This is a genomic window from Pseudomonas canadensis (assembly GCF_000503215.1).
GTDB lineage: Bacteria > Pseudomonadota > Gammaproteobacteria > Pseudomonadales > Pseudomonadaceae > Aquipseudomonas > Aquipseudomonas canadensis.
Genome location: NZ_AYTD01000016.1, coordinates 200,393 through 221,435, shown reverse-complemented (window position 1 = coordinate 221,435; position 21,043 = coordinate 200,393). Strand labels below are relative to the sequence as shown.

Here is a 21,043-nt window from a genome sequence, read left to right as displayed (position 1 = left end):
AAGCCGGACTCCTACAGGTCGTGTTAAGTCAAAAAGTAGTCGCGGCCTTCGACCTGGCCGCGGCGCAGCGGGTTCCGCGTGCAATAAGGCGCGTAGCCAGCATCGACGAAGCGGTACATCAGGTGTTCATCACGGCCGCTGGGGATGCCCAGGCGCGTGGTCTGGATAATCTGGGTCGGGGTCTGGCCGACGTCTTCAACGTAGAGCAGTTCCTGATCGAAGCGCTTGGCGTCCCACATCGGCACCTTCAGCCCCAAGGCTTTGCACAATAGTGTCTGGCCAGCGCACAGCTTTTGCGAAGCGCGCGGGCTGCCGTCGGCATTCGGGTTGTTCAGCAGCATCTGCGCAAGGCTCGCCGGGCCGGATAATTCATCGACCCACGGATAGGCCGATTTGATCAACACGGCATTGCCCGGTCCATGGGCGCTAAAGTTCAGGGAATCGCCGCCACGGGCGTAGTACATGTAGATATGGCCGCCGTCCAGAAACAAAGCCTTACGTTTTTCTGTGTAGCCCAATGAAGCGTGACTGCCTTTTTCGGCCACGTAATAGGCTTCGGTTTCAATAATTCGCGCCGAAAGCCAGATTTTTCCCACGCGATGGCGTATGACTTTTCCGAGCAAATCTCGCGCGAGCGTTTGTGCGTCACGGTCGAAAAAGCTATCGGGCAGGGCGCTTGCGGGGAGTTGAGGCGATGAGCTGGGCATGGCAGTCAGGGGTAAATACGGCTAAATGTGACGGAATCATAACAACTCCCACCTTAATTACCGCTGAACCCCAGGTTTTTACAGTTCATTTCGACCATCCGCCCCTCACCGCTGTCAGTCGGGCGGCGTCACAGCTATAATCTGCCGCTTTCCTCCCTGCCAAGACTCCCTGACCATGACTGAGTCCGTTCTTGACTACATGACCCGCCTGGGTCGCGCTGCCCGTCAGGCCTCGCGGTTGATCGCCCGTGCGAGCACCGCGCAGAAGAACCGCGCCCTGCTGGCCGCCGCCGACGCTCTGGATGCTTCGCGCTCCGAGCTCACCGCCGCCAACGAGCAAGACCTGGCCAGCGGCCGCGCCAATGGCCTGGAACCGGCCCTGCTGGACCGCCTGGCGCTGACCCCGGCACGTATCGACGACATGATCGAAGGCCTGCGTCAGGTAGCCAAGCTGCCTGACCCCATCGGTGAAATCCGCGATATGCGTTACCTGCCGTCCGGCATCCAGGTCGGCAAGATGCGCGTGCCCTTGGGCGTGATCGGCATCATTTACGAGTCGCGCCCGAACGTGACCATCGACGCCGCGAGCCTGTGCCTCAAGTCTGGCAATGCCACCATCCTGCGTGGCGGTTCCGAGGCGATCAATTCCAACCGTGCCATCGCCGCGTGCATCCAGCAGGGCCTGGCCGTGGCCGAGTTGCCCGCCGAAGTGGTGCAGGTGGTAGAAACCACCGACCGCGCCGCCGTGGGCGCGCTGATCACCATGCCGGAATTCGTCGACGTGATCGTGCCACGCGGTGGCAAGAGCCTGATCGAGCGCGTCAGTCGCGACGCCAAGGTGCCGGTGATCAAGCACCTGGATGGCGTGTGCCATGTCTACATCGACATCGCCGCCGACATTGACAAGGCGATCCGCATCGCCGACAACGCCAAGACCCACCGCTACGCCCCATGCAACACCATGGAAACCCTGCTGGTGCACGTCGGCATTGCCGAGCGCGTGCTGCCGCCGCTGGCTGCCATCTACCGTGACAAAGGTGTTGAGCTGCGCGGTTGTGAGCGCACCCGTGCGCTGTTGGGCGCGGACGTAATTGAGGCGACCGAGCTGGACTGGTACACCGAATACACGGCGCCGATCCTGTCGATCAAGCTGGTCGACGACCTGGACGAAGCCATCGAACACATCAACACCTACGGCTCCAAGCACACTGACGCCATTGTTTCCGAGCATTTCAGCGATGCCCGGCGTTTCCTCAACGAAGTGGATTCCGCTTCGGTGATGATCAACGCCTCGACGCGTTTTGCCGACGGCTTCGAGTACGGCCTGGGGGCGGAGATCGGTATCTCTACCGACAAGCTGCACGCACGCGGCCCGGTTGGTCTGGAAGGCCTGACCAGCGAGAAGTACGTGGTGTTCGGCGACGGTCATGTGCGCACTTGATGGGTAAACGCATCGGGCTGCTCGGCGGTACTTTCGACCCCGTGCACATCGGCCATTTGCGCAGTGCCCTGGAAGTCGCGGATGCCCTTGCGCTGGACGAGTTGCGTGTGATGCCCAACGCTCGGCCGCCCCATCGCGATACGCCGCAAGTGTCACCGCAGCAGCGCCTGGAAATGGTGCGCCTGGCGGTGCAGGGCATATCGCCGTTGGTGGTGGACGACCGCGAGCTCAAGCGCGATAAACCGTCCTACACTGTTGACACCCTGGAACTGATGCGCGCCGAGTTGGCCGCGGATGACCAGTTGTTTCTGCTTTTGGGCTGGGACGCATTTTGCGGCCTGCCCTCTTGGCACCGCTGGGAGGAACTCCTCCAGCATTGCCACATCCTGGTTTTGCAACGCCCGGATGCCGACAGCGAACCGCCGGATGCCTTGCGCAACCTGCTGGCCGCGCGGTCGGTAAGTGACCCCTTGGCCCTGACCGGGCCGAACGGGAATATTGCATTCGTCTGGCAGACCCCGCTTGCGGTGTCCGCCACCCAGATCCGTCAACTGCTGGCCAGCGGTAAGTCGGTACGTTTCCTGGTGCCTGACGCGGTCCTGGCCTACATCGATGCGCACGGGCTTTACCGTGCGTCGAACTGAAAAGGCGCGCTTGAACGCACGAATCAATGTGCAGCGAGCGCCCGAACATACGAGCAAAACGAGTTTTATATGACGAACAAAGACGTAAGCAAAGTTAAGCGCAAAGGCACCTTCAAAAGCGCTCCGTTGCCAGTAGAAGCCCACACCGGCCCTGAGCTGGCCGGCGAAGAGCTGGTAAAAGTCGCCGTGGCCGCCCTGGAAGACGTTAAAGCCCAGGACATCCAGGTGCTTGACGTGCGCGACAAGCAGAGCATCACCGACTACATGATCATCGCCACCGGTACCTCGAACCGCCAGATCGGCGCGATGCTGGACAAGGTCCGCGAAGCCGTCAAAGCCCAGGGCGTGAAGCCATTGGGTGAAGAAGGCAAGGGCGACAGCGACTGGGTGCTGCTGGACATGGACGACGTGATCGTTCACATGATGACCTCCAACGCCCGCCAGTTCTACGACCTGGAGCGTCTGTGGAAAGGCGCCGAGCAGAGCCGTGCCGCCGATGGCAAGCACCACAGCCCGGAAGTGGGCCACGCGCACTTCGACAAGCTGAACAAAGACCAGGAATAAGGAACGGCTGTGCGCCTGCGTCTGATCGCTGTCGGTTCACGCATGCCCAAGTGGGTGGAAGAAGGCTGGCACGAGTATGCCAAGCGTCTGCCCGCTGAGCTGTCGCTTGAGCTGGTGGAAATACCGCTTAACACCCGGGGCAAGAATGCCGATGTGGCGCGCTTCATCCGTCAGGAAGGCGAAGCCATGTTGGCCAAGGTCGGCCCCAACGAGCGCATCGTCACCCTTGAAGTGCACGGCAAACCCTGGAGCACCGAGCAGTTGGCGGTGGAACTGGATCGCTGGCGCCTGGATTCGCGTACGGTCAACTTCATGGTCGGCGGCCCCGAAGGGCTGGCGCCGGAAGTCTGTGCGCGAGCAGATCAGCGTTGGTCGTTGTCGGCGCTGACGTTGCCGCACCCGTTGGTACGGATTCTGATCGGTGAACAGCTGTATCGCGCCTGGACAGTTCTGTCCGGGCACCCTTACCACAAATAATCTGCGCCTCTCCCGATGACCCAGCCGATCCGCATCAAGGACCACGAGAAAGACGCACGTCTTGTACGCGCTCGCGTGGTGTTTGGCGCAATCATGGTGGTGGCGTTGTTGGGCGTGCTGATCGCGCGCCTGTATTACCTGCAGGTGATCCAGTACGACTATCACTCCACCTTGTCGGAAAACAACCGGGTGCATGTGCAACCGATTCCGCCAACCCGTGGGCTGATTTTCGACCGCAATGGCGTGGTGGTGGCGGATAACCGGCCCAGCTTCAGCCTGAGCATGACCCGCGAGCGGTCCGGCGACTGGCAGCAGATCCTCGATGTGATCGTCGAGGTGCTGCAGCTGACGCCGGAAGACCGGGTGATCTTCGAAAAACGCATGAAACAGGGGCGCCGGCCGTTCGAGCCGGTGCCCATCCTGTTCGAGCTGACCGAAGAACAGATCGCGCGGATCGCGGTGAACCAGTTCCGTCTGCCGGGTGTGGAAGTGGTGGCGCAGTTGGTGCGGCATTACCCGCAAGGGCCGCACTTTGCCCACTCTGTCGGCTACATGGGGCGGATCAACGAGAAAGAGCTGAAGACCCTCGATCCGGTCAATTACAGCGGCACCCACCATATCGGCAAGACCGGCATCGAGCGTTTCTACGAGCCGGAGTTGCACGGCCAGGTGGGTTACGAAGAAGTCGAGACCAACGCCCGTGGCCGCGTGCTACGGGTGCTCAAGCGTACCGACCCGGTGCCGGGCAAAGACATCGTGCTGAGCCTGGACATCAAGCTGCAGGAAGCTGCCGAGATGGCCCTGGGCGGTCGTCGTGGCGCGGTGGTTGCCCTGGACCCGAAGACGGGCGAAGTGCTGGCGATGGTCAGTCAGCCGAGCTTTGACCCCAACCTGTTCGTGACCGGCATCAGCTTCAAGGCCTACGCCGAATTGCGCGATTCCATCGACCGGCCACTGTTCAACCGCGTGCTTCGCGGCCTGTATCCGCCGGGATCGACGATCAAGCCGGCGGTGGCGATTGCGGGGTTGGACGCGGGTGTGGTGACGGCCTCCAGTCGAGTCTATGACCCCGGCTACTACATGCTGCCCAACTACGATCATAAATACCGTAACTGGAACCGCACCGGTGACGGCTATGTCGACTTGGACACCGCGATCATGCGCTCCAACGACACCTATTTTTACGACCTGGCGCACAAGCTAGGGATCGACCGCCTCTCTGCCTACATGGGCAAATTCGGCCTCGGTCAGAAAGTCTCCCTGGACATGTTCGAAGAGTCACCTGGCCTGATGCCGTCGCGCGAATGGAAGCGCGCCACCCGCCGCCAGGCGTGGTTCCCGGGTGAAACCCTGATTCTCGGTATCGGCCAGGGCTATATGCAAGCCACGCCGCTGCAATTGGCCCAGGCCACGGCACTGGTAGCCAACAAAGGCATCTGGAACCGTCCACACCTGGCCAAGACCATCGAGGGCGAGAAGCCTTTGGACGAAAACCCGATCCCGGACATCGTGCTGCGCGACCCGTCCGACTGGACCAAGGTCAACCATGGCATGCAGCAAGTGATGCACGGCGCCCGTGGTACTGCGCGCAAGGCCGCGATTGGCGCTCAATACCGCATCGCCGGCAAGAGCGGTACGGCCCAGGTCGTGGCGATCAAGCAGGGCGAGAAATACGACCGCACCAAGGTTCAGGAACGCCACCGAGACCACGCCTTGTTTGTCGGCTTCGCCCCGGCGGACGACCCGAAAATCGTGGTAGCGGTTATGGTCGAGAACGGCGAGTCCGGCTCCGGCGTCGCGGCGCCCGTGGTGCGTCAAGTGATGGACGCCTGGCTGTTGGCCGACGACGGCAGGCTCAAGCCCGAATATGGCGGCCCCCCTTCAAGCACCGAGGTTACGGCCCGTGAAGAGTAATTTTGACCGCATCCTCTCCAGTGAGGATGTGATGCGTCGCCGTGCGACGTTGCTGCAGCGCATGCACATTGATGGCCCGTTGCTGATCCTGCTGCTGACCCTCGCGGCGGGCAGCCTGTTTGTCCTGTATTCGGCCAGCGGCAAGAACTGGGACCTGCTGATCAAGCAGGCCTCGTCGTTCGGCCTGGGCTTGTTGTCGATGGTGGTAATCGCTCAGCTTGAGCCGCGCTTCATGGCCCGTTGGGTGCCACTCGGCTATGTGGCAGGCGTGTTGCTTTTGGTGGTGGTGGACGTAATGGGCCACAACGCCATGGGCGCGACCCGCTGGATCAACATTCCGGGGGTGATTCGCTTCCAACCGTCGGAATTCATGAAGATCCTGATGCCGGCGACCATCGCCTGGTACTTGTCCAAGCGCACCTTGCCGCCGCAGCTCAAGCACGTGGGGATCAGCCTGATCCTGATCGGTGTACCCTTCATCCTGATCGTGCGCCAGCCCGACCTCGGCACCTCGCTGCTGATCCTGGCGGGCGGTGCGTTCGTGCTGTTCATGGGCGGATTGCGCTGGCGCTGGATCCTCAGCGTACTGGCCGCCGCCGTACCCGTGGCCATCGCCATGTGGTTCTTCTTTATGCACGACTACCAGAAGCAGCGGATCCTCACCTTTCTCGACCCGGAAAGCGACCCGCTGGGCACCGGCTGGAACATCATCCAATCGAAGGCCGCCATCGGCTCCGGTGGAGTATTTGGTAAGGGTTGGTTACTGGGTACCCAGTCGCATTTGGACTTTTTGCCGGAAAGCCATACCGACTTCATCATTGCAGTAATGGGCGAAGAGTTCGGCCTGGTGGGCATTTGCGCGCTGTTGCTGATCTATTTGCTGTTGATTGGTCGCGGCCTGGTGATCACCGCCCAGGCGCAGACACTGTTCGGCAAATTGCTGGCCGGTGCCTTGACCATGACTTTTTTTGTTTACGTTTTCGTCAACATCGGTATGGTCAGTGGCCTGTTGCCGGTGGTTGGGGTGCCGTTGCCGTTCATTAGCTACGGCGGAACTTCGCTGGTGACATTGCTGTCAGCGTTTGGGGTTTTGATGTCGATTCATACGCATCGCAAATGGATCGCGCAGGTTTGAATAAGGTGAAGATGTCAATGCAAGTAATGCGCGGCTGGGCGACTCGGCACGCGTCCTGGATGGGCCTGATTGGCCTGCTGGGCGCAACGCAAGAGGCGCAGGCCGGTGACTACGATGGTTCACCCCAGGTCGCCGAGTTTGTCGGTGAAATGACCCGCGACTATGGTTTCGCCGGTGAACAACTGATGGGCGTGTTCCGCGAAGCCCAGAAAAAGCAGGCGATCCTCGACGCCATCTCCCGCCCTGCCGAACGTGTGAAGCAGTGGAAGGAATACCGCCCGATGTTCCTGACGGACGCCCGTGTGGCGCGGGGTGTGGATTTCTGGCGCCAGCACGAGGCCGTACTGGCCCGCGCCGAGCAGGAGTACGGTGTACCGGCCCAGGTGATTGTCTCGATCATTGGCATCGAAACCTTCTACGGGCGCAATACCGGCAGCTACCGGGTGATCGACGCCTTGTCGACCCTGGGCTTCGATTACCCGCCGCGCGCTGACTTCTTCCGCAAGGAACTGCGCGAATTCCTGCTGCTGGCCCGTGAAGAACAGGTTGACCCGCTGACACTCAAAGGCTCCTACGCCGGTGCGATGGGCTTGCCCCAGTTCATGCCGAGCAGCTTCCGCGCCTATGCGGTGGATTTTGACGGCGACGGGCATATCAACATCTGGAGCAACCCCGACGATGCCATCGGCAGCGTGGCCAGCTACTTCAAGCGCCACGGCTGGGTAGCCGGCGAGCCGGTGGTGATCCGCGCCGATGTCACCGGTGACCGCGCCGATGAAGGCCTGACCCAGGGCATCGAGCCGGCCAAGACGGTCGGGGAGTTGCGGGCGCTGGGCTGGTCGAGTCAGAATGCGCTGCCGGATGATATGCCGGTCACGGCGTTCCGCCTTGAAGGCGAAAACGGCCCGGAATACTGGATGGGCCTGAAGAATTTCTACGCAATCACGCGTTATAACCGCAGTGTGATGTACGCCATGGCCGTGCATCAGCTGTCAGACATGCTGGTCCAAGCACGGGGCAACAAGTAATGCGGGCATCGCCGTTCAATCAACCGCTCAAGCTGGTGGCGTTCGCCGCGTTGTCCCTGCTGGTCGTCAGTTGCTCCACCAGCCGTGGCCCGGCGCCGAAGTCCGGGGGCGCGGTTGTCCGTTCCCAGCCGGGTCTGGATATCAACCGCGCGCACAAAGACGGCGCGCCGTGGTGGGACGTCGACGTGTCGAAGATCCCGGATGCTACGCCGACCCTGCACACCGGTCCGTACAAGGCCAACCCCTACACCGTGCTGGGCAAAAGCTACTTCCCGTTGCAGGAGTCCAAGACCTACGTGCAATCGGGTACGGCGTCCTGGTACGGCACCAAGTTCCATGGCCAGAACACCGCCAACGGCGAAGTGTATGACCTGTACGGCATGAGCGCGGCGCACAAGACCTTGCCGCTGCCCAGCTATGTACGCGTGACCAACCTGGACAACAATCGCACAGTGATCCTGCGCGTGAACGACCGTGGCCCGTTCTACTCGGACCGCATCATCGACTTGTCCTACGCCGCCGCGAAGAAACTCGGTTACGCCGAAACCGGCACTGCGCGCGTGAAGGTCGAAGGCATCGACCCGGCGCAGTACTGGGCCCAGCGTGGCAAGCCGGCACCGCTGATGCTCAATGAGCCGCAAACCCAACAGCCGCAAGTGACTGCTTCCACCGGCAAGATCGAGCAGTGGACGCCGCCGCCGGCACAGCACGCGCCTGATACGGTAGTCGTGCCCCATGCGGCGCCTGGTGCGTCCATGGCTGGCGGGCAATACCTGCAGGTCGGCGCTTTCGCCAACCCGGATGCGGCAGAACTGTTAAGGTCCAAGCTCAGTGGCATGGTCAACGCGCCGGTGTTCATCAGCTCCATCGTGCGTAACCAGCAAACCTTGCACCGTGTACGCATGGGCCCGATCGGCTCGCCGAGCGAAGTGGCACACGTTCAGAACAGTGTGCGCATGGCCAACCTGGGGCAACCCAGCGTCGTCACTGCTGAATAATAGAGAATTGATGGTTCAGGCTCGTGCGCGGGCTCGAACCCTGGTTGTTGGCTCGTTAGACAATAAAAACCCAGGGGCAAGGGGTGAGCGGGCAACCGAACACGCGACAGTCTGGCAACGGGCTGTCTGAATAAGTTTTGCCCGCGAGGGCAAGTTTCCATAAGCAATTTCGAGAGACGGATGAACATCACCACCTTAGCCAAACGCACGTGCCTGCTTCTTTCGCTGATCATCACCCCGGCCGCCTGGGCCGTTGAAATGGTGCCGGCTTCCCCGCAACTGGCCGCCAAGTCCTGGGTCCTCATGGATGCCGCCAGTGGCAACGTGCTGGTCGAGAGCAACGGTGACCAGCGCCTGCCGCCGGCCAGCCTGACCAAACTGATGACTGCCTACATCGCGACCCTGGAAATCCGTCGCGGCCAGATCGGCGAGAACGACCCGGTTACTGTCAGCGAAAACGCCTGGCGCACCGGCGGTTCGCGGATGTTCATCAAGGTCGGCTCGCAAGTCACCGTGAGCGACCTGCTGCACGGCATCATCATTCAGTCGGGTAACGACGCCAGCGTCGCCCTGGCCGAGCACATCGCCGGTAGCGAAGACGCATTCGCCGACATGATGAACAAAACCGTGGCCGACCTGGGCATGACCAACAGCCACTTCATGAACCCGACCGGTCTGCCGAACCCAGAGCACTACTCGTCGGCTCACGACATGGCGATCCTGGCGCGCGCGATCATCCGTGTCGACCCGGTGCACTACGCGATCTACTCCCAGAAAGAGTTCTTCTGGAACAACATCAAGCAGCCTAACCGCAACCTGTTGCTGTGGCGTGACAAGACCGTCGATGGCCTGAAAACCGGCCACACCGACGAAGCCGGCTACTGCATGGTGTCGTCCGCCGTACGTGATGGCCAACGCCTGATCGCCGTGGTCTTCGGCACCAACAGCGAGCAGGCCCGTGCGGCCGAAACGCAGAAACTGCTGACCTACGGTTTCCGCTTCTTCGAAACCCAGACCTTCTACCAGAAGGGTGCTGAACTGGCGACCGCGCCGGTGTGGAAAGGCGCAACCTCCCAAGTCAAGGCCGGCCTGGCTGAAGATCTGACCCTGACCATGCCTAAAGGCCAGCTGAAAAAGCTCGCTGCCAGCATGACCATGAACCCGCAATTGGTTGCTCCAATCGCCAAGGGTGACGTGATTGGCAAGGTCGAAGTGAAACTGGACGACAAGGTGGTGCACAGCGCCGACCTGATCGCACTGGACGCCGTCGACGAAGGTGGTATCTTCCGCCGCGTGTGGGATAGCATCCGTCTATTCTTCTACGGCTTGTTCAACTGATTGTGTGCACCTGCAAAGCCCCGCGTTGATCCGACGCGGGGCTTTGCCGTCGCCACGGCTTACCGCTTACGAGGCCGTTCTGCCATGACCGATAAAGAAGTAAAGGCGCCAAAGATCGAATTTCCGGTGGTGGACTATCCCATCAAGGTGATCAGCGATACCGGTGTCGGCCGTAAAGACCTAATCCTCGAGATCGTGCGCAAACACGCAACGATCAACGATCAGCGCGTGGATGAGCGCTCAAGCTCAACCGGCAAATACACCACGATCCAGTTGCACATCGTTGCGACCGATCAAGACCAGCTCTACAACATCAACAGCGAACTGCGGGCCACCGGCTTCGTGCACATGGTGCTGTGATGTCTCAAGTCCTGGGCTTTCGCGAGCTCGGCCGGATGGACTACGAGCCCGTCTGGCACGCCATGCAGCGGTTCACCAATGAACGCGGCACCTCGGCCCCCGATGAAATCTGGCTGGTGGAGCACCCGCCGGTCTTCACCCAGGGCCAGGCCGGCAAGGCCGAGCATCTGTTGCTGCCGGGTGATATTCCGGTTGTGCAGGTCGACCGAGGTGGCCAAGTGACTTACCATGGCCCGGGTCAACTTGTCGCATACCTGTTGCTGGATGTGCGCAAGCTGGGGTTTGGTGTACGCGACCTGGTCAGCCGCATGGAGACATGCCTGATCGAGCTGTTGGCCAGTTACGGCGTGACCGCCGCGGCCAAGCCCGATGCACCAGGTGTGTATGTCGACGGCGCGAAAATCGCCTCCCTGGGGCTGCGGATTCGCCACGGCTGTTCCTTTCATGGCCTGGCCCTGAATGTGGACATGGACCTGGCCCCGTTCCGGCGGATCAACCCGTGTGGCTATGCCGGGTTGGCGATGACGCAACTGAGTGACCATGCTTCACCGATTAAATTTGCCGAGGTGAGTGCCCGGCTGCGTGCGCAGCTCGTCAAACACCTCGACTATGCTGAGCAGACGACCCTTACGGGCGGAATCGACTGATTATGACTACTGATGCAGTGCAAACCATGATCCCGACGGTGGACGTTACCGACCGTCCGGCCCCGGCCCCGCGTGCCAAGGTGGAAGCCGGCGTCAAGCTGCGCGGCGCCGAGAAGGTTGCACGCATCCCGGTGAAGATCATTCCGACCACCGAACTGCCGAAGAAACCTGACTGGATCCGCGTGCGCATCCCGGTTTCGCCGGAAGTCGACCGTATCAAGGCCCTGCTGCGCAAACACAAGCTGCACAGCGTGTGCGAAGAAGCGTCCTGCCCGAACCTGGGCGAATGCTTCTCCGGCGGCACCGCCACCTTCATGATCATGGGTGACATCTGCACCCGTCGTTGCCCGTTCTGCGACGTCGGCCACGGCCGTCCGAAGCCATTGGACGTCAACGAGCCGGAAAGCCTGGCCATCGCCATCGCCGACCTGCGCCTCAAGTACGTGGTGATCACCTCGGTAGACCGCGACGACCTGCGCGACGGCGGTGCCCAGCACTTTGCCGACTGCATCCGCGAAATCCGCAAACTGTCGCCAAACGTGATGCTCGAAACCCTGGTCCCGGACTACCGTGGCCGCATGGACGTGGCGCTGGAAATCACCGCCGCCGAGCCGCCTGATGTGTTCAACCACAACCTGGAGACCGTGCCGCGCCTGTACAAGGCTGCGCGTCCGGGTTCGGACTACCAGTGGTCGCTGACCCTGCTGCAGAAATTCAAGCAGATGATGCCGCACATCCCGACCAAATCCGGCCTGATGCTGGGCCTGGGCGAGACTGACGAAGAAGTCATCGAAGTCATGAAGCGCATGCGCGAACACGACATCGACATGCTGACCCTGGGCCAGTACCTGCAACCGTCCCGCAGCCACTTGCCGGTGCAGCGTTTCGTGCACCCGGACACCTTCGCCTGGTTCGCCGAGGAAGGTTACAAGATGGGCTTCAAGAACGTGGCGTCGGGCCCGCTGGTACGTTCCTCGTACCACGCGGACGAGCAGGCCAAGCTGGTCAAGGCAAGCCTGGTTTCTTAAGTCGCGCCGCAGCCTCAATGTGGGAGGGGCTTGCTGTGGTGAGCGGGCTGCCCCGCGCTGGGCTGCGAAGCGGCCCCATCAACTGATGAGAACCACGGATGACTCAACTGACCGCTGCAGTACCTGCCCTTCGCAGCGAAGGCACCATCGCCTTGATCGCCCCCGCCGGCCCCGCCACCCTGGACGTCGAAAAAGCCGGCCAGTGGATGCGCACTCGCGGCTACGACCTGCGAATCTTCCCCGGCGTCTATGAACGCGACGGCTACCTCGCCGGCAGCGATAAAACCCGCCTCAACGACCTGCACAACGCCTTTGCCAACCCTGACATCGACGCCATCTTCTGCCTGCGCGGCGGCTACGGCACGCCACGCCTGCTCGATAGCCTGGACTTCGGCCTGCTGCGCGCCAACCCCAAGCCATTCGTAGGCTACAGCGACATCACCGCGTTGCACCTGGCCATCAGTCGCTACGCCGGTTTCGTGACCTTCCACGGTCCGATGCTCAACGCCGACCTGTTGGGGGACACGCAGCCACCTACCGAGTCTTCATTGTTCAGCATGCTTCGTGGCCAGTTGGGTGCTGGCAGCGTACTGGCGCACCCCGCAGCCTACCCGCTGACCACTATCGAACCGGGTATCGCCTGCGGGCGTCTGCTGGGTGGCAACCTGTCGATGATCGCGGCAGTCATGGGCACGCCTTTTGAGATCGACGCCGAAGGCATCATCCTGCTGATCGAAGACGTCAACGAGCCGATCTACCGCATTGACCGACTGCTGACGCACCTGCGCCTGGCGGGCAAGCTGGCGCAGGTGGCCGGTGTGCTGGTCGGGGATGTGGCGGGTGTGGACAGTGCCGCGCTGGAGCGCCTGCTCAAGCAGACCTTCGAACCGTTGCGCATTCCGGTGCTGTCCGGCTGGCGCAGTGGGCATTGCGATCCGAACCTGACGCTGCCGATGGGTGCGTTGGTACGGCTGGATGCGGGGGAGCAGCAGTTGGTGTTGGAGCAGGATGTAGTGTTAAAGCCGTAGCCTGTTGTCGCCCGTTAAACCGCCTTCGCGAGCAAGCCCGTTCCCACATTCAACCGCATTCCAAATGTATGTACTCGGTCAAATGTGGGAGCGGGCTTGCTCGCGAAAGCGGTAGCAGCCATAAGCCGATCTAACGGTTCTGCAGCGACTCCAGCAACTTCACCGTCGGATACCCATCCGCCGGCCAGCCCAGCGCCTGCTGCGCCGCACGAATCGCCTTGCGCGTATTGGCGCCGATAATCCCATCCGGGTTGCCCGCGTCATAGCCATTGGCACTCAAGGCCGTCTGCAGGTCGATACGCTGCGAGCGGCTCAATGGCCGCTCATCCTTCGGCCAATCGCCACGAATCACACCACCACCACCGAAACGTTCCGACAACAGGCCGACCGCCAAGGCGTAGGACGACGAGTTGTTGTACTTGAGGATCGCACGGAAGTTATCCAGCACCAGGAACGCCGGGCCACGATAACCTGCGGGCAGTAGCAGAGCGGCGGACAGTTGGTCGACGTTCGGCGGCATGCTCGCGCCAAAGGGCAGCTGAATACCGAGTTTCATCCACTCGGCAACGGTTTTGCGGATGCCACCATCGGCCAGCGCGTAATCGAAGTTCGCCGGCAGTTGTTTCACCTCAAAGCCCCATGGCTGGCCTTTCTGCCAGCCGGAGCTCTGCAGGTAGTGCGCGGTGGAGGCGAGGGCGTCAGCCGGGCTGTTCCAGATATCGCGGCGACCGTCGCCGTCGAAGTCCACGGCGTGGGTGTTGTAGGTGGTCGGGATAAATTGGGTCTGGCCCATGGCGCCGGCCCAGGAGCCTTTCATCTGGTCGGCCTGGATATCGCCGTGCTGGATGATTTGCAACGCGGCCAGCAATTGCGCCTGGGCGAATGCCGGGCGACGCCCTTCGTAAGCGAGGGTCGCCAGGGAACGGATCACCGAGTTATTGCCTTGGAACTGGCCGAAGTTGCTCTCCATGCCCCATACCGATACCAGCGCCTGGCGGTCAACGCCATAACGTTGTTCGATGCTTTGCAGGGTATCGGCGTACTTGATCAGCAGCGCCTGGCCGTTACGCACGCGCAGCGGCGAGAGGGCGCCGTCGAGGTATTCCCACACCGGGCGGGAAAACTCCGGCTGGCTGCGGTCGGCACGGATCACTGCCATGTCGGGGGTGACATTGGCGAAGGCGTTATCGAATACAGCGGCGGTGATGCCGGCCTGCAGGGCTTGCACACGGAAGCCAGCCTGCCATTCGGCAAAGGTCTGGGTCGGCTGGATGTCCAGATTATCCACCGCCAGCGGGGCCACAACAGCGGGCGCTACCACAGGGGCGGTCTGGAGCTTGGGCAGGGGTTGAGCGTCGGCGGCAGTGGGTTTTTCCGCGCAGGCGACGAGCAGAATGAGGCTGGAGGCAGCGATCAATTGGCGAAGGTGCCAACGACGGGAAAGACTAGAGGGCATGCACAGGTCCAGGGATTACAAATCAGGTGCAGACCTTATCATGTCGGAGGGGCGCTTGCCTTCAGGCAGCCAGAAAGTAAGAAGCCTCCCAGCTATTAGACTGGAAGGCTTCGCGGCGGTAGCTGCCTTTGCCCTTGCCGGCGCGTTCCTGACGGCTGCGGAACAGTGGCTGGGCGATGATGGATTTGGCCTTGTTGGGGCCATGCTTGGATGGCTTTTTGCTCATGGTCGTTACTCTCGATAGGTGGGATGGAGCGGTGCAAATCATCTGCCGATGTTGGACTGCTGTAAAGCCCGGCGATAGGTAGGAAGGTCACACATCACCTGTAGGAGCCGGCTTGCCGGCGATGGCGGTCTTGGGATCACCGTTACCGTCAACGGCCCCATCGCCGCCAAGCCGGCTCCTACAGAGAGCGGTGGTTACTCGGCGGGAAGGGTCAGGCGCTGGCCGGCCATCAGCAGCGACAAACGGCTCAGGCTCATCCACGGCGAACCGGCCGCCTGGCCTTTGATCTGTGCGTCGATGCGCTGCGCTTCCAGCAAGAGCTGCGCCCAGCGTTGTGCAGAGTGCCGTTGCAGCGCTTTGCTCATCAGCGGTTTGCGCTTGTCCCAAACCGGCGGTCGGGCTTGGCTGAAGGCCTTGTCCAACGGCGTGCCCTGGCTGTATTGCAGGGCAATATTGGCCAGTACGCGCAGTTCCCTGGCCAGGGCCCAGAGAATCACCGGAGGCTCCACGCCTTCACCGCGCAGGCCTTCGAGCATGCGCAGGGCGTGGGCGGGTTCGCCATTGAGGATCGCATCCACCAGCCCGAACACATCAAAGCGCGCACTATCCGCCACGGCGCCCTGGACGGTCTCGACGGTAATCTGCCCGTCTTCGGCCATCAGCTTGAGCTTTTCGATCTCTTGGGCGGCGGCCAGCAAGTTGCCTTCGACCCGAGCCGCGATCAGCTCCACTGCGTCCTGGGTCGCCGACAGCCCCGATTGGGACAGGCGCTGGCGTATCCATTGCGGCAACTGGTTGCTGTCCACTGGCCAGATCTGGATGAACTGGGTTTGCGCCCCTTCCACCAGGGCCTTGCCCCATTTGGTTTTCTGCGCGCTGCCGTCGAGCTTGGGCAGGCTGATCAACAGCACCGTGTCTTCGGCCGGTCGCGAGCAGTACTCCATCAGGGCGGCGGCACCTTTGTCGCCCGGCTTGCCCGAAGGCAGGCGCAGCTCCAGCAAGCGTTTCTCGGCAAACAGCGACATGCTCGCGCCAGCTTGCAGCAGCGTGCCCCAGTCGAAGCTGGCGTCGGCGCTGAAGACCTGGCGTTCGTCGAAGCCTTGCTGACGTGCAGCCGTGCGGATGGCGTCGGCGGCTTCCTGGCACAGCAGCGGGTCATCACCGCTGACGATGTAGACAGGCGCAAGGCCACCTTGCAGGTGTTTGGCGAGTTGGGCGGGAGCAAGTTTCATAGGCAGGGCGAACGGGGCGCTTGGGGCGCCCCGTCTGGCTTACTCGACAGGAACTTCAACAGGCGATTGTTTCGGTGTGTTGTCTTCGTACTCTTTGGCGGCTTTCAGCGCGTCAGCATCGGCCTTGGCCTTGTTGTCAGCTTGTTGCTGCAGGGCTTCCAATTGCACCGGCGTCAGCAGTTGCAGACGCAGGATCATGCGCTGAACCAGCTCGCGACGCATTTCCTTGCGCACCTGGACGATTTCCGAGTCCGAGCCCACCAGGTTGTTGCCATCGTGGCTCACGACCTTCTGGACCTGGATCTTGTCACCCATCAACGGCAGATGGTCGCGACCCTGGATTTGAAAGCTCAATTCGGTGCTCAGCTCGACGTCGGATGCACGCCCGGCGCTGGCGTAGCTCAGGTTACGCTGGGTTTCTCTCTCGTCTACCAGGAACAGTTTGTACGTCGCGCCGGTATAGACGTGCACGCCGCTGTTTTCCAGAACCTGGCGCAACTGCGTCACGGTTTCGCCGTAGGCATTGCGGGCGCTGACGTCCAGTTCCTTGATCGCCAGGTCGTTGGTGCCGGTGCCGCGCAGCTGGAAGCCGCAAGCGCTCAGCAGCACGGCAAGGCCCATCACCAGCAAATTGCGTTTGATCATTTTGTTGCTCCCCTTGAAACCATGTGGGCCTTATCGAGGCCCTGAAGGCTTTGTTCGGCGCAGGGTTAGAACCCTGCGCCCGATCCGATTAGCTAGCGACGATATTGACCAGTTTGCCAGGCACCACGATCACTTTGCGGATCGTCAGGCCTTCGGTAAAGCGCAGCACGTTCTCGTTGACGCGGGCAGCAGCCTCGACGTCTTCGCGGCTGGCCGTGGCCGGCATGTCGATCTGGCCACGCAGTTTACCGTTGACCTGGATTACCAGTTGCAGCGTGTCCTGTACCAGGGCGCTGTCATCCTGCACCGGCCAGCGCGCATCGATGACGGCGTCGCTGTGGCCCAGGCGGTTCCACAGGTCGTGGCTGATGTGCGGCGTGATCGGTGCCAGCAGCAGGGTGACCGTTTCCAGGCCTTCCTGTACCAGTGCGCGATCCTGTTCGGTGGCTTGTGGCGCTTTTTCCAGCACGTTCATCAGCGTCATCACCTGGGCGATGGCGGTGTTGAACTTGTGGTTTTGGCCCACGTCCTGGCTGGCTTGCTTGATGGCCAGGTGGGTGCTGCGGCGAATCAGTTTCTGCTCGTCGCTCAAGGCGGCCACGTCCAGCTTGCCCGGCAGGCCCAGGCTGATGTGGGCGTGCGCCAAGCGCCAGACGCGCTTGAGGAAGCGGTGCGAGCCTTCGACGCCGGAGTCGGACCATTCGGCGCTCATGTCAGGCGGCGAGGCGAACATCATGAACAGGCGGCAGGTGTCTGCGCCGAACTGATCGATCATCGACTGTGGGTCAACGCCGTTGTTCTTCGACTTGGCCATCTTCTCGGTGCCACCGATTTCCACCGGCAGGCCGTCGGCGATCAGCTTGGCGCTGATGACCTTGGCTTTGCTGTCGCGCTCAAGCTCCACGTCAGCCGGGTTGAACCAGGTGTAGGCACCGTTGGCTTCACGGCGATAGTAAGTCTCGGCGACCACCATGCCCTGGGTCAGCAGGTTCTTGAACGGCTCATCGGAGCTCACCAGGCCTTCATCACGCATCAGCTTGTGGAAGAAGCGCGCGTACAGCAGGTGAAGGATGGCGTGTTCGATACCGCCGATGTACTGGTCCACCGGCAGCCAGTGGTCAGCCGCGGATTTTTCTACCAGGCCGCCCTCATAGTGCGGCGAGGCGTAGCGGGCGTAGTACCACGAGGACTCGACAAAGGTGTCCATGGTGTCGGTTTCACGCTTGGCAGGCTGGCCGCATTTCGGGCAGCTGCATTCGTAGAACTCGGGCATGCGCGCCAAGGGCGAACCGGCGCCGTCCGGCACCACGTCTTCCGGCAGGACGACTGGCAGTTGGTCTTCCGGTACTGGCACGTCGCCACAGCTTTCGCAGTGGATGATCGGGATCGGGCAGCCCCAGTAGCGCTGGCGGCTGATGCCCCAGTCGCGCAGGCGGAACTGGGTGCGCGAGGCGCCGAGGTTTTTCTTGATCAAGGCGACTTCGATGGCGTCGAAGGCGCCTTGGAAGTCCAGGCCATCAAACTCGCCGGAATTGATCAGCTCACCGTGCTCGCCATAGGCGTCTTGCCACGGGGCCGGGTTGGTATCGCCCGAGCTGGTGCGCACAACGGATTTGATCGGCAGGCTGTACTTGGTGGCGAATTCGAAATCGCGCTCGTCGTGAGCCGGCACTGCCATTACGGCGCCATCGCCGTAGTGCATCAGCACGTAGTTGGCGACCCACACCGGCAGCTTCTCGCCGGTCAGGGGGTGTTCGACGAACAGGCCGGTCGGCAGACCTTTTTTCTCCTGGGTGGCGACGTCGGCTTCAGCCACGCTGCCGCCTTTGCATTCAGCGATGAACGCCTGCAGTTCAGGATTGTTCTGTGCGGCCTGGGTGGCCAGCGGGTGCTCGGCGGCCACAGCGACGTAGGTCGCTCCCATTAAAGTGTCCGGACGGGTAGTGAAGACTTTGAGTGCGCCCGCTTCGCCGATCGAATCGACGTTGTACGGGAACTGCACTTCCATGCCCTTGGATTTGCCGATCCAGTTGCGCTGCATGGTCTTGACCTGTTCAGGCCAGCCCGGCAAATCGTCGAGGCTCGACAAGAGCTCATCCGCGTAGGCGGTGATCTTGAAGTAGTACATCGGGATTTCGCGCTTTTCGATCAGCGCGCCGGAGCGCCAGCCGCGACCGTCGATCACTTGCTCGTTGGCCAGTACGGTCTGGTCCAACGGATCCCAGTTCACGGTGCCGCTCTTCTTGTAGATCACACCTTTTTCGAACAGGCGCGTGAACAGCCATTGTTCCCAGCGGTAGTAGTCCGGCTTGCAGGTGGTCACTTCGCGGGACCAGTCCACCGCGAGGCCCAGGCTGCGCAGTTGGGTCTTCATGTAGGCGATGTTTTCGTAGGTCCACTTGGCGGGGGCTACGTTGTTTTTCATCGCGGCGTTTTCCGCCGGCATGCCGAAGGCGTCCCAACCCATGGGTTGCAGGACGTTCTTGCCTTGCATGCGCTGGTAGCGGGAAATCACGTCGCCGATGGTGTAGTTACGCACGTGCCCCATGTGTAGCTTGCCGCTGGGGTAAGGGAACATCGATAGGCAATAGAAAGTCTCCTTGCCTGGCTGTTCACTGACTTCAAAGGACTTTTGCTCGTCCCAGAAGGTTTGGGCGGCATTTTCTATTTCACGGGGCTGATATTGTTCGTGCATGGCTACTTTTGAACTGAATAGGGGTGGCCTAATCCTCTTCGGTGCAACGTTCAGGTTGATCGACACCAAAAAGCGGCGCGTCCGTGCCCAAACCCTGCGGGAAGTGGAGTTACAGGAAGCGCCGTAGCATACATGACCCCACTCTATCGAGGGAAACCCTGATTGCGCAGGCAGGGCCGTCTGTCGCGGCGCCAGGCGCGCGCAGCCACGAGGACTACGCTGTTTATTGGGGAGCAAGTCTTTCTTCAATGAGGTGAGGGGATGGTTGAATCGCAAAGAATCGTATCGAAACCGGATGTCTACGAAGGACTGATCGACCGCTTGGGTCGTGCATTGGATGCAGCGAGGACAGCAGGCCGATTGCGTGATGAACGGCCTGTGGAGTTGGAACTGCGCGGTCTTAGTTGCGCGGAGCTGGAACTGATCAAGGTATATCTGGAAAGGAATGGGCGCAGTGCGCCTCCTCTGGTGGCAACCCCGCCAATCAAGGAGCCTGCGCACTCAGCCAAAGTGGTGTGGCTCAAGGACTTGTCGGCCGGTCGTGGCCCGGAAAGGCTCCGGTCCGCCCGCTACAAGTAATTCACTGCCCCTTGGACGGCTTCACCACGCCGTTTCACTGTAAAGCATGTCACCGTAAAGATTGTCGCTAAACCCCGTTACACCTTAGGCTTCGGGCATCTATGGAGATGCCCGATGCCTATTCGTTATTTCATCAAACAACTGCTCCTGCCGCCCGGCATTCTCTTGCTGCTGTTGGCACTTGCCTGGTGGTTTCGTCGCAGCCGCCCGCGCTTGGCCGCGTGCTGCTTTGCCCTGGGTTTTGGGGGGCTGTGGTTGATCAGCCTGCCGGTTGTGGTGGAGCGGGGCGCACGGGCCCTGGAAACCGAACCGGCATTGCCCCGGGAAGACTGGTCGACGCTGGCCCAGCGCGCCGACGCGATAGTGATATTGGGCTCCGGACGTGAGCGCGGTGACCCGGCCTGGGGCACCGACCAGCCCACCGGGATCGGCCTGGAGCGCCAGCGCTACGCCGCACGATTGGCCAAGGCTTCCGGCTTGCCGGTGCTGACCAGCGGCGGCCTGCATTACGGCACACCGCCCAGCGAAGCGGAGTTGATGGCAGTGTCGATGCAGGATGACTTCGGCGTAGCGGTGCGCTGGAAGGAAGAGCGCAGCCGTACCACTTGGGAAAATGCGCAGATGAGTGCCGAAATTCTGCTGCCCGAGGGTATCAAGCGCGTCGTGGTGGTGACCCAGGCCTGGCACATGCCGCGTTCGGTGTGGAGCTTTGAGAGAGCGGGCTTTACCGTGGTGCCGGCGCCCGTGGGTTTTCTGGGCGTGGACAACGCACGGCCACTGGGCGGGTGGATGCCGGAGTTCGTAGCGGTGTGGCGCAGCGGGCAGTTGATCAACGAAGCGGCGGGGCAGATAGGTTACCGTTTGTTCTACCGCTGAACATGTAGGAGCCGGCTTGCCAGCG

Annotated in this window: 21 protein-coding genes; 15 read left to right on the top strand and 6 right to left on the bottom strand. The window is 61.7% G+C overall.

All coding sequences use genetic code 11. From position 1 onward, the window contains the following. Positions 1–23 precede the first annotated feature (23 nt). Complete coding sequence (locus U367_RS0118150) at positions 24–707, bottom strand: DNA-3-methyladenine glycosylase (RefSeq protein ID WP_028618077.1); 684 nt, start codon at positions 705–707, stop codon at positions 24–26. Positions 708–882: 175 nt separating this feature from the next. Here U367_RS0118150 and U367_RS0118145 point away from each other — a divergent pair, with 175 nt between their 5' ends. The 13 genes from U367_RS0118145 to U367_RS0118085 all read left to right on the top strand — a co-directional run bounded on the left by U367_RS0118145 (position 883) and on the right by U367_RS0118085 (position 13,309). After that, on the top strand, positions 883–2,148 hold the full coding sequence (locus U367_RS0118145; protein ID WP_028618076.1) for a glutamate-5-semialdehyde dehydrogenase: 1,266 nt from the start codon (positions 883–885) through the stop codon (positions 2,146–2,148). Then, the gene (nadD, locus tag U367_RS0118140) at positions 2,148–2,792 is read left to right on the top strand and encodes a nicotinate-nucleotide adenylyltransferase (protein WP_028618075.1); all 645 of its coding nucleotides are present in this window, start codon (positions 2,148–2,150) and stop codon (positions 2,790–2,792) included. Before U367_RS0118145 ends, nadD begins: the two co-directional genes overlap by 1 nt. Before the next feature lie 69 nt (positions 2,793–2,861). Beyond that, the gene (gene rsfS / locus U367_RS0118135) at positions 2,862–3,356 is read left to right on the top strand and encodes a ribosome silencing factor (protein ID WP_010206793.1); all 495 of its coding nucleotides are present in this window, start codon (positions 2,862–2,864) and stop codon (positions 3,354–3,356) included. A gap of 9 nt (positions 3,357–3,365) precedes the next feature. After that, a complete protein-coding gene (gene rlmH, locus U367_RS0118130; RefSeq protein WP_003176297.1) occupies positions 3,366–3,833 on the top strand; it encodes a 23S rRNA (pseudouridine(1915)-N(3))-methyltransferase RlmH in 468 nt (155 codons plus the stop codon). Positions 3,834–3,848: 15 nt separating this feature from the next. Continuing rightward, positions 3,849–5,747 carry a penicillin-binding protein 2 gene (mrdA, locus tag U367_RS0118125; protein WP_028618074.1) on the top strand — a complete coding sequence of 633 codons (1,899 nt, stop codon included), beginning with the start codon at positions 3,849–3,851 and terminating at the stop codon, positions 5,745–5,747. A 31-nt stretch (positions 5,748–5,778) separates the two neighbouring features. Beyond that, on the top strand, positions 5,779–6,882 hold the full coding sequence (rodA, locus tag U367_RS0118120) for a rod shape-determining protein RodA (protein WP_050587903.1): 1,104 nt from the start codon (positions 5,779–5,781) through the stop codon (positions 6,880–6,882). Positions 6,883–6,899: 17 nt separating this feature from the next. Then, the gene (gene mltB / locus U367_RS0118115; RefSeq protein ID WP_010206788.1) at positions 6,900–7,910 is read left to right on the top strand and encodes a lytic murein transglycosylase B; all 1,011 of its coding nucleotides are present in this window, start codon (positions 6,900–6,902) and stop codon (positions 7,908–7,910) included. Next, positions 7,910–8,908, top strand: coding sequence for a septal ring lytic transglycosylase RlpA family protein (locus U367_RS0118110; RefSeq protein ID WP_028618072.1), 999 nt, complete (start codon positions 7,910–7,912; stop codon positions 8,906–8,908). The genes mltB and U367_RS0118110 overlap by 1 nt, the downstream gene beginning before the upstream one ends. Positions 8,909–9,088: 180 nt before the next feature. After that, entirely contained in the window at positions 9,089–10,246 is a 1,158-nt protein-coding gene (locus tag U367_RS0118105) for a D-alanyl-D-alanine carboxypeptidase family protein (protein ID WP_027605239.1), read from the top strand. A gap of 84 nt (positions 10,247–10,330) precedes the next feature. After that, positions 10,331–10,606, top strand: coding sequence for a DUF493 domain-containing protein (locus tag U367_RS0118100; RefSeq protein WP_015886061.1), 276 nt, complete (start codon positions 10,331–10,333; stop codon positions 10,604–10,606). Next, a complete protein-coding gene (gene lipB / locus U367_RS0118095; RefSeq protein WP_028618071.1) occupies positions 10,606–11,253 on the top strand; it encodes a lipoyl(octanoyl) transferase LipB in 648 nt (215 codons plus the stop codon). The genes U367_RS0118100 and lipB overlap by 1 nt, the downstream gene beginning before the upstream one ends. A gap of 26 nt (positions 11,254–11,279) precedes the next feature. Next, complete coding sequence (lipA, locus tag U367_RS0118090) at positions 11,280–12,281, top strand: lipoyl synthase (RefSeq protein WP_017735632.1); 1,002 nt, start codon at positions 11,280–11,282, stop codon at positions 12,279–12,281. Positions 12,282–12,388: 107 nt separating this feature from the next. After that, positions 12,389–13,309, top strand: coding sequence for a S66 peptidase family protein (locus U367_RS0118085; protein WP_028618070.1), 921 nt, complete (start codon positions 12,389–12,391; stop codon positions 13,307–13,309). 130 nt (positions 13,310–13,439) lie between these two features. Here the strand turns inward: U367_RS0118085 and U367_RS0118080 are convergent, their stop codons facing one another. The 5 genes from U367_RS0118080 to leuS form a co-directional block, all read right to left on the bottom strand. Beyond that, on the bottom strand, positions 13,440–14,765 hold the full coding sequence (locus U367_RS0118080) for a lytic murein transglycosylase (protein ID WP_028618069.1): 1,326 nt from the start codon (positions 14,763–14,765) through the stop codon (positions 13,440–13,442). A gap of 61 nt (positions 14,766–14,826) precedes the next feature. Further along, the gene (arfA, locus tag U367_RS0118075; protein WP_003176285.1) at positions 14,827–14,991 is read right to left on the bottom strand and encodes an alternative ribosome rescue factor ArfA; all 165 of its coding nucleotides are present in this window, start codon (positions 14,989–14,991) and stop codon (positions 14,827–14,829) included. A 194-nt stretch (positions 14,992–15,185) separates the two neighbouring features. Next, positions 15,186–16,223, bottom strand: coding sequence for a DNA polymerase III subunit delta (holA, locus tag U367_RS0118070; protein WP_016978592.1), 1,038 nt, complete (start codon positions 16,221–16,223; stop codon positions 15,186–15,188). Positions 16,224–16,262: 39 nt separating this feature from the next. Then, positions 16,263–16,868, bottom strand: coding sequence for an LPS-assembly lipoprotein LptE (locus U367_RS0118065; RefSeq protein ID WP_028618068.1), 606 nt, complete (start codon positions 16,866–16,868; stop codon positions 16,263–16,265). A gap of 88 nt (positions 16,869–16,956) precedes the next feature. Further along, on the bottom strand, positions 16,957–19,563 hold the full coding sequence (gene leuS / locus U367_RS0118060; RefSeq protein WP_028618067.1) for a leucine--tRNA ligase: 2,607 nt from the start codon (positions 19,561–19,563) through the stop codon (positions 16,957–16,959). A 261-nt stretch (positions 19,564–19,824) separates the two neighbouring features. Between leuS and U367_RS0118050 the strand changes: the two genes are divergently transcribed. After that, on the top strand, positions 19,825–20,142 hold the full coding sequence (locus tag U367_RS0118050) for a hypothetical protein (RefSeq protein ID WP_028618066.1): 318 nt from the start codon (positions 19,825–19,827) through the stop codon (positions 20,140–20,142). 114 nt (positions 20,143–20,256) lie between these two features. Continuing rightward, the gene (locus U367_RS0118045; protein ID WP_028618065.1) at positions 20,257–21,018 is read left to right on the top strand and encodes a YdcF family protein; all 762 of its coding nucleotides are present in this window, start codon (positions 20,257–20,259) and stop codon (positions 21,016–21,018) included. The last annotated feature ends 25 nt before the right edge of the window (positions 21,019–21,043 follow it).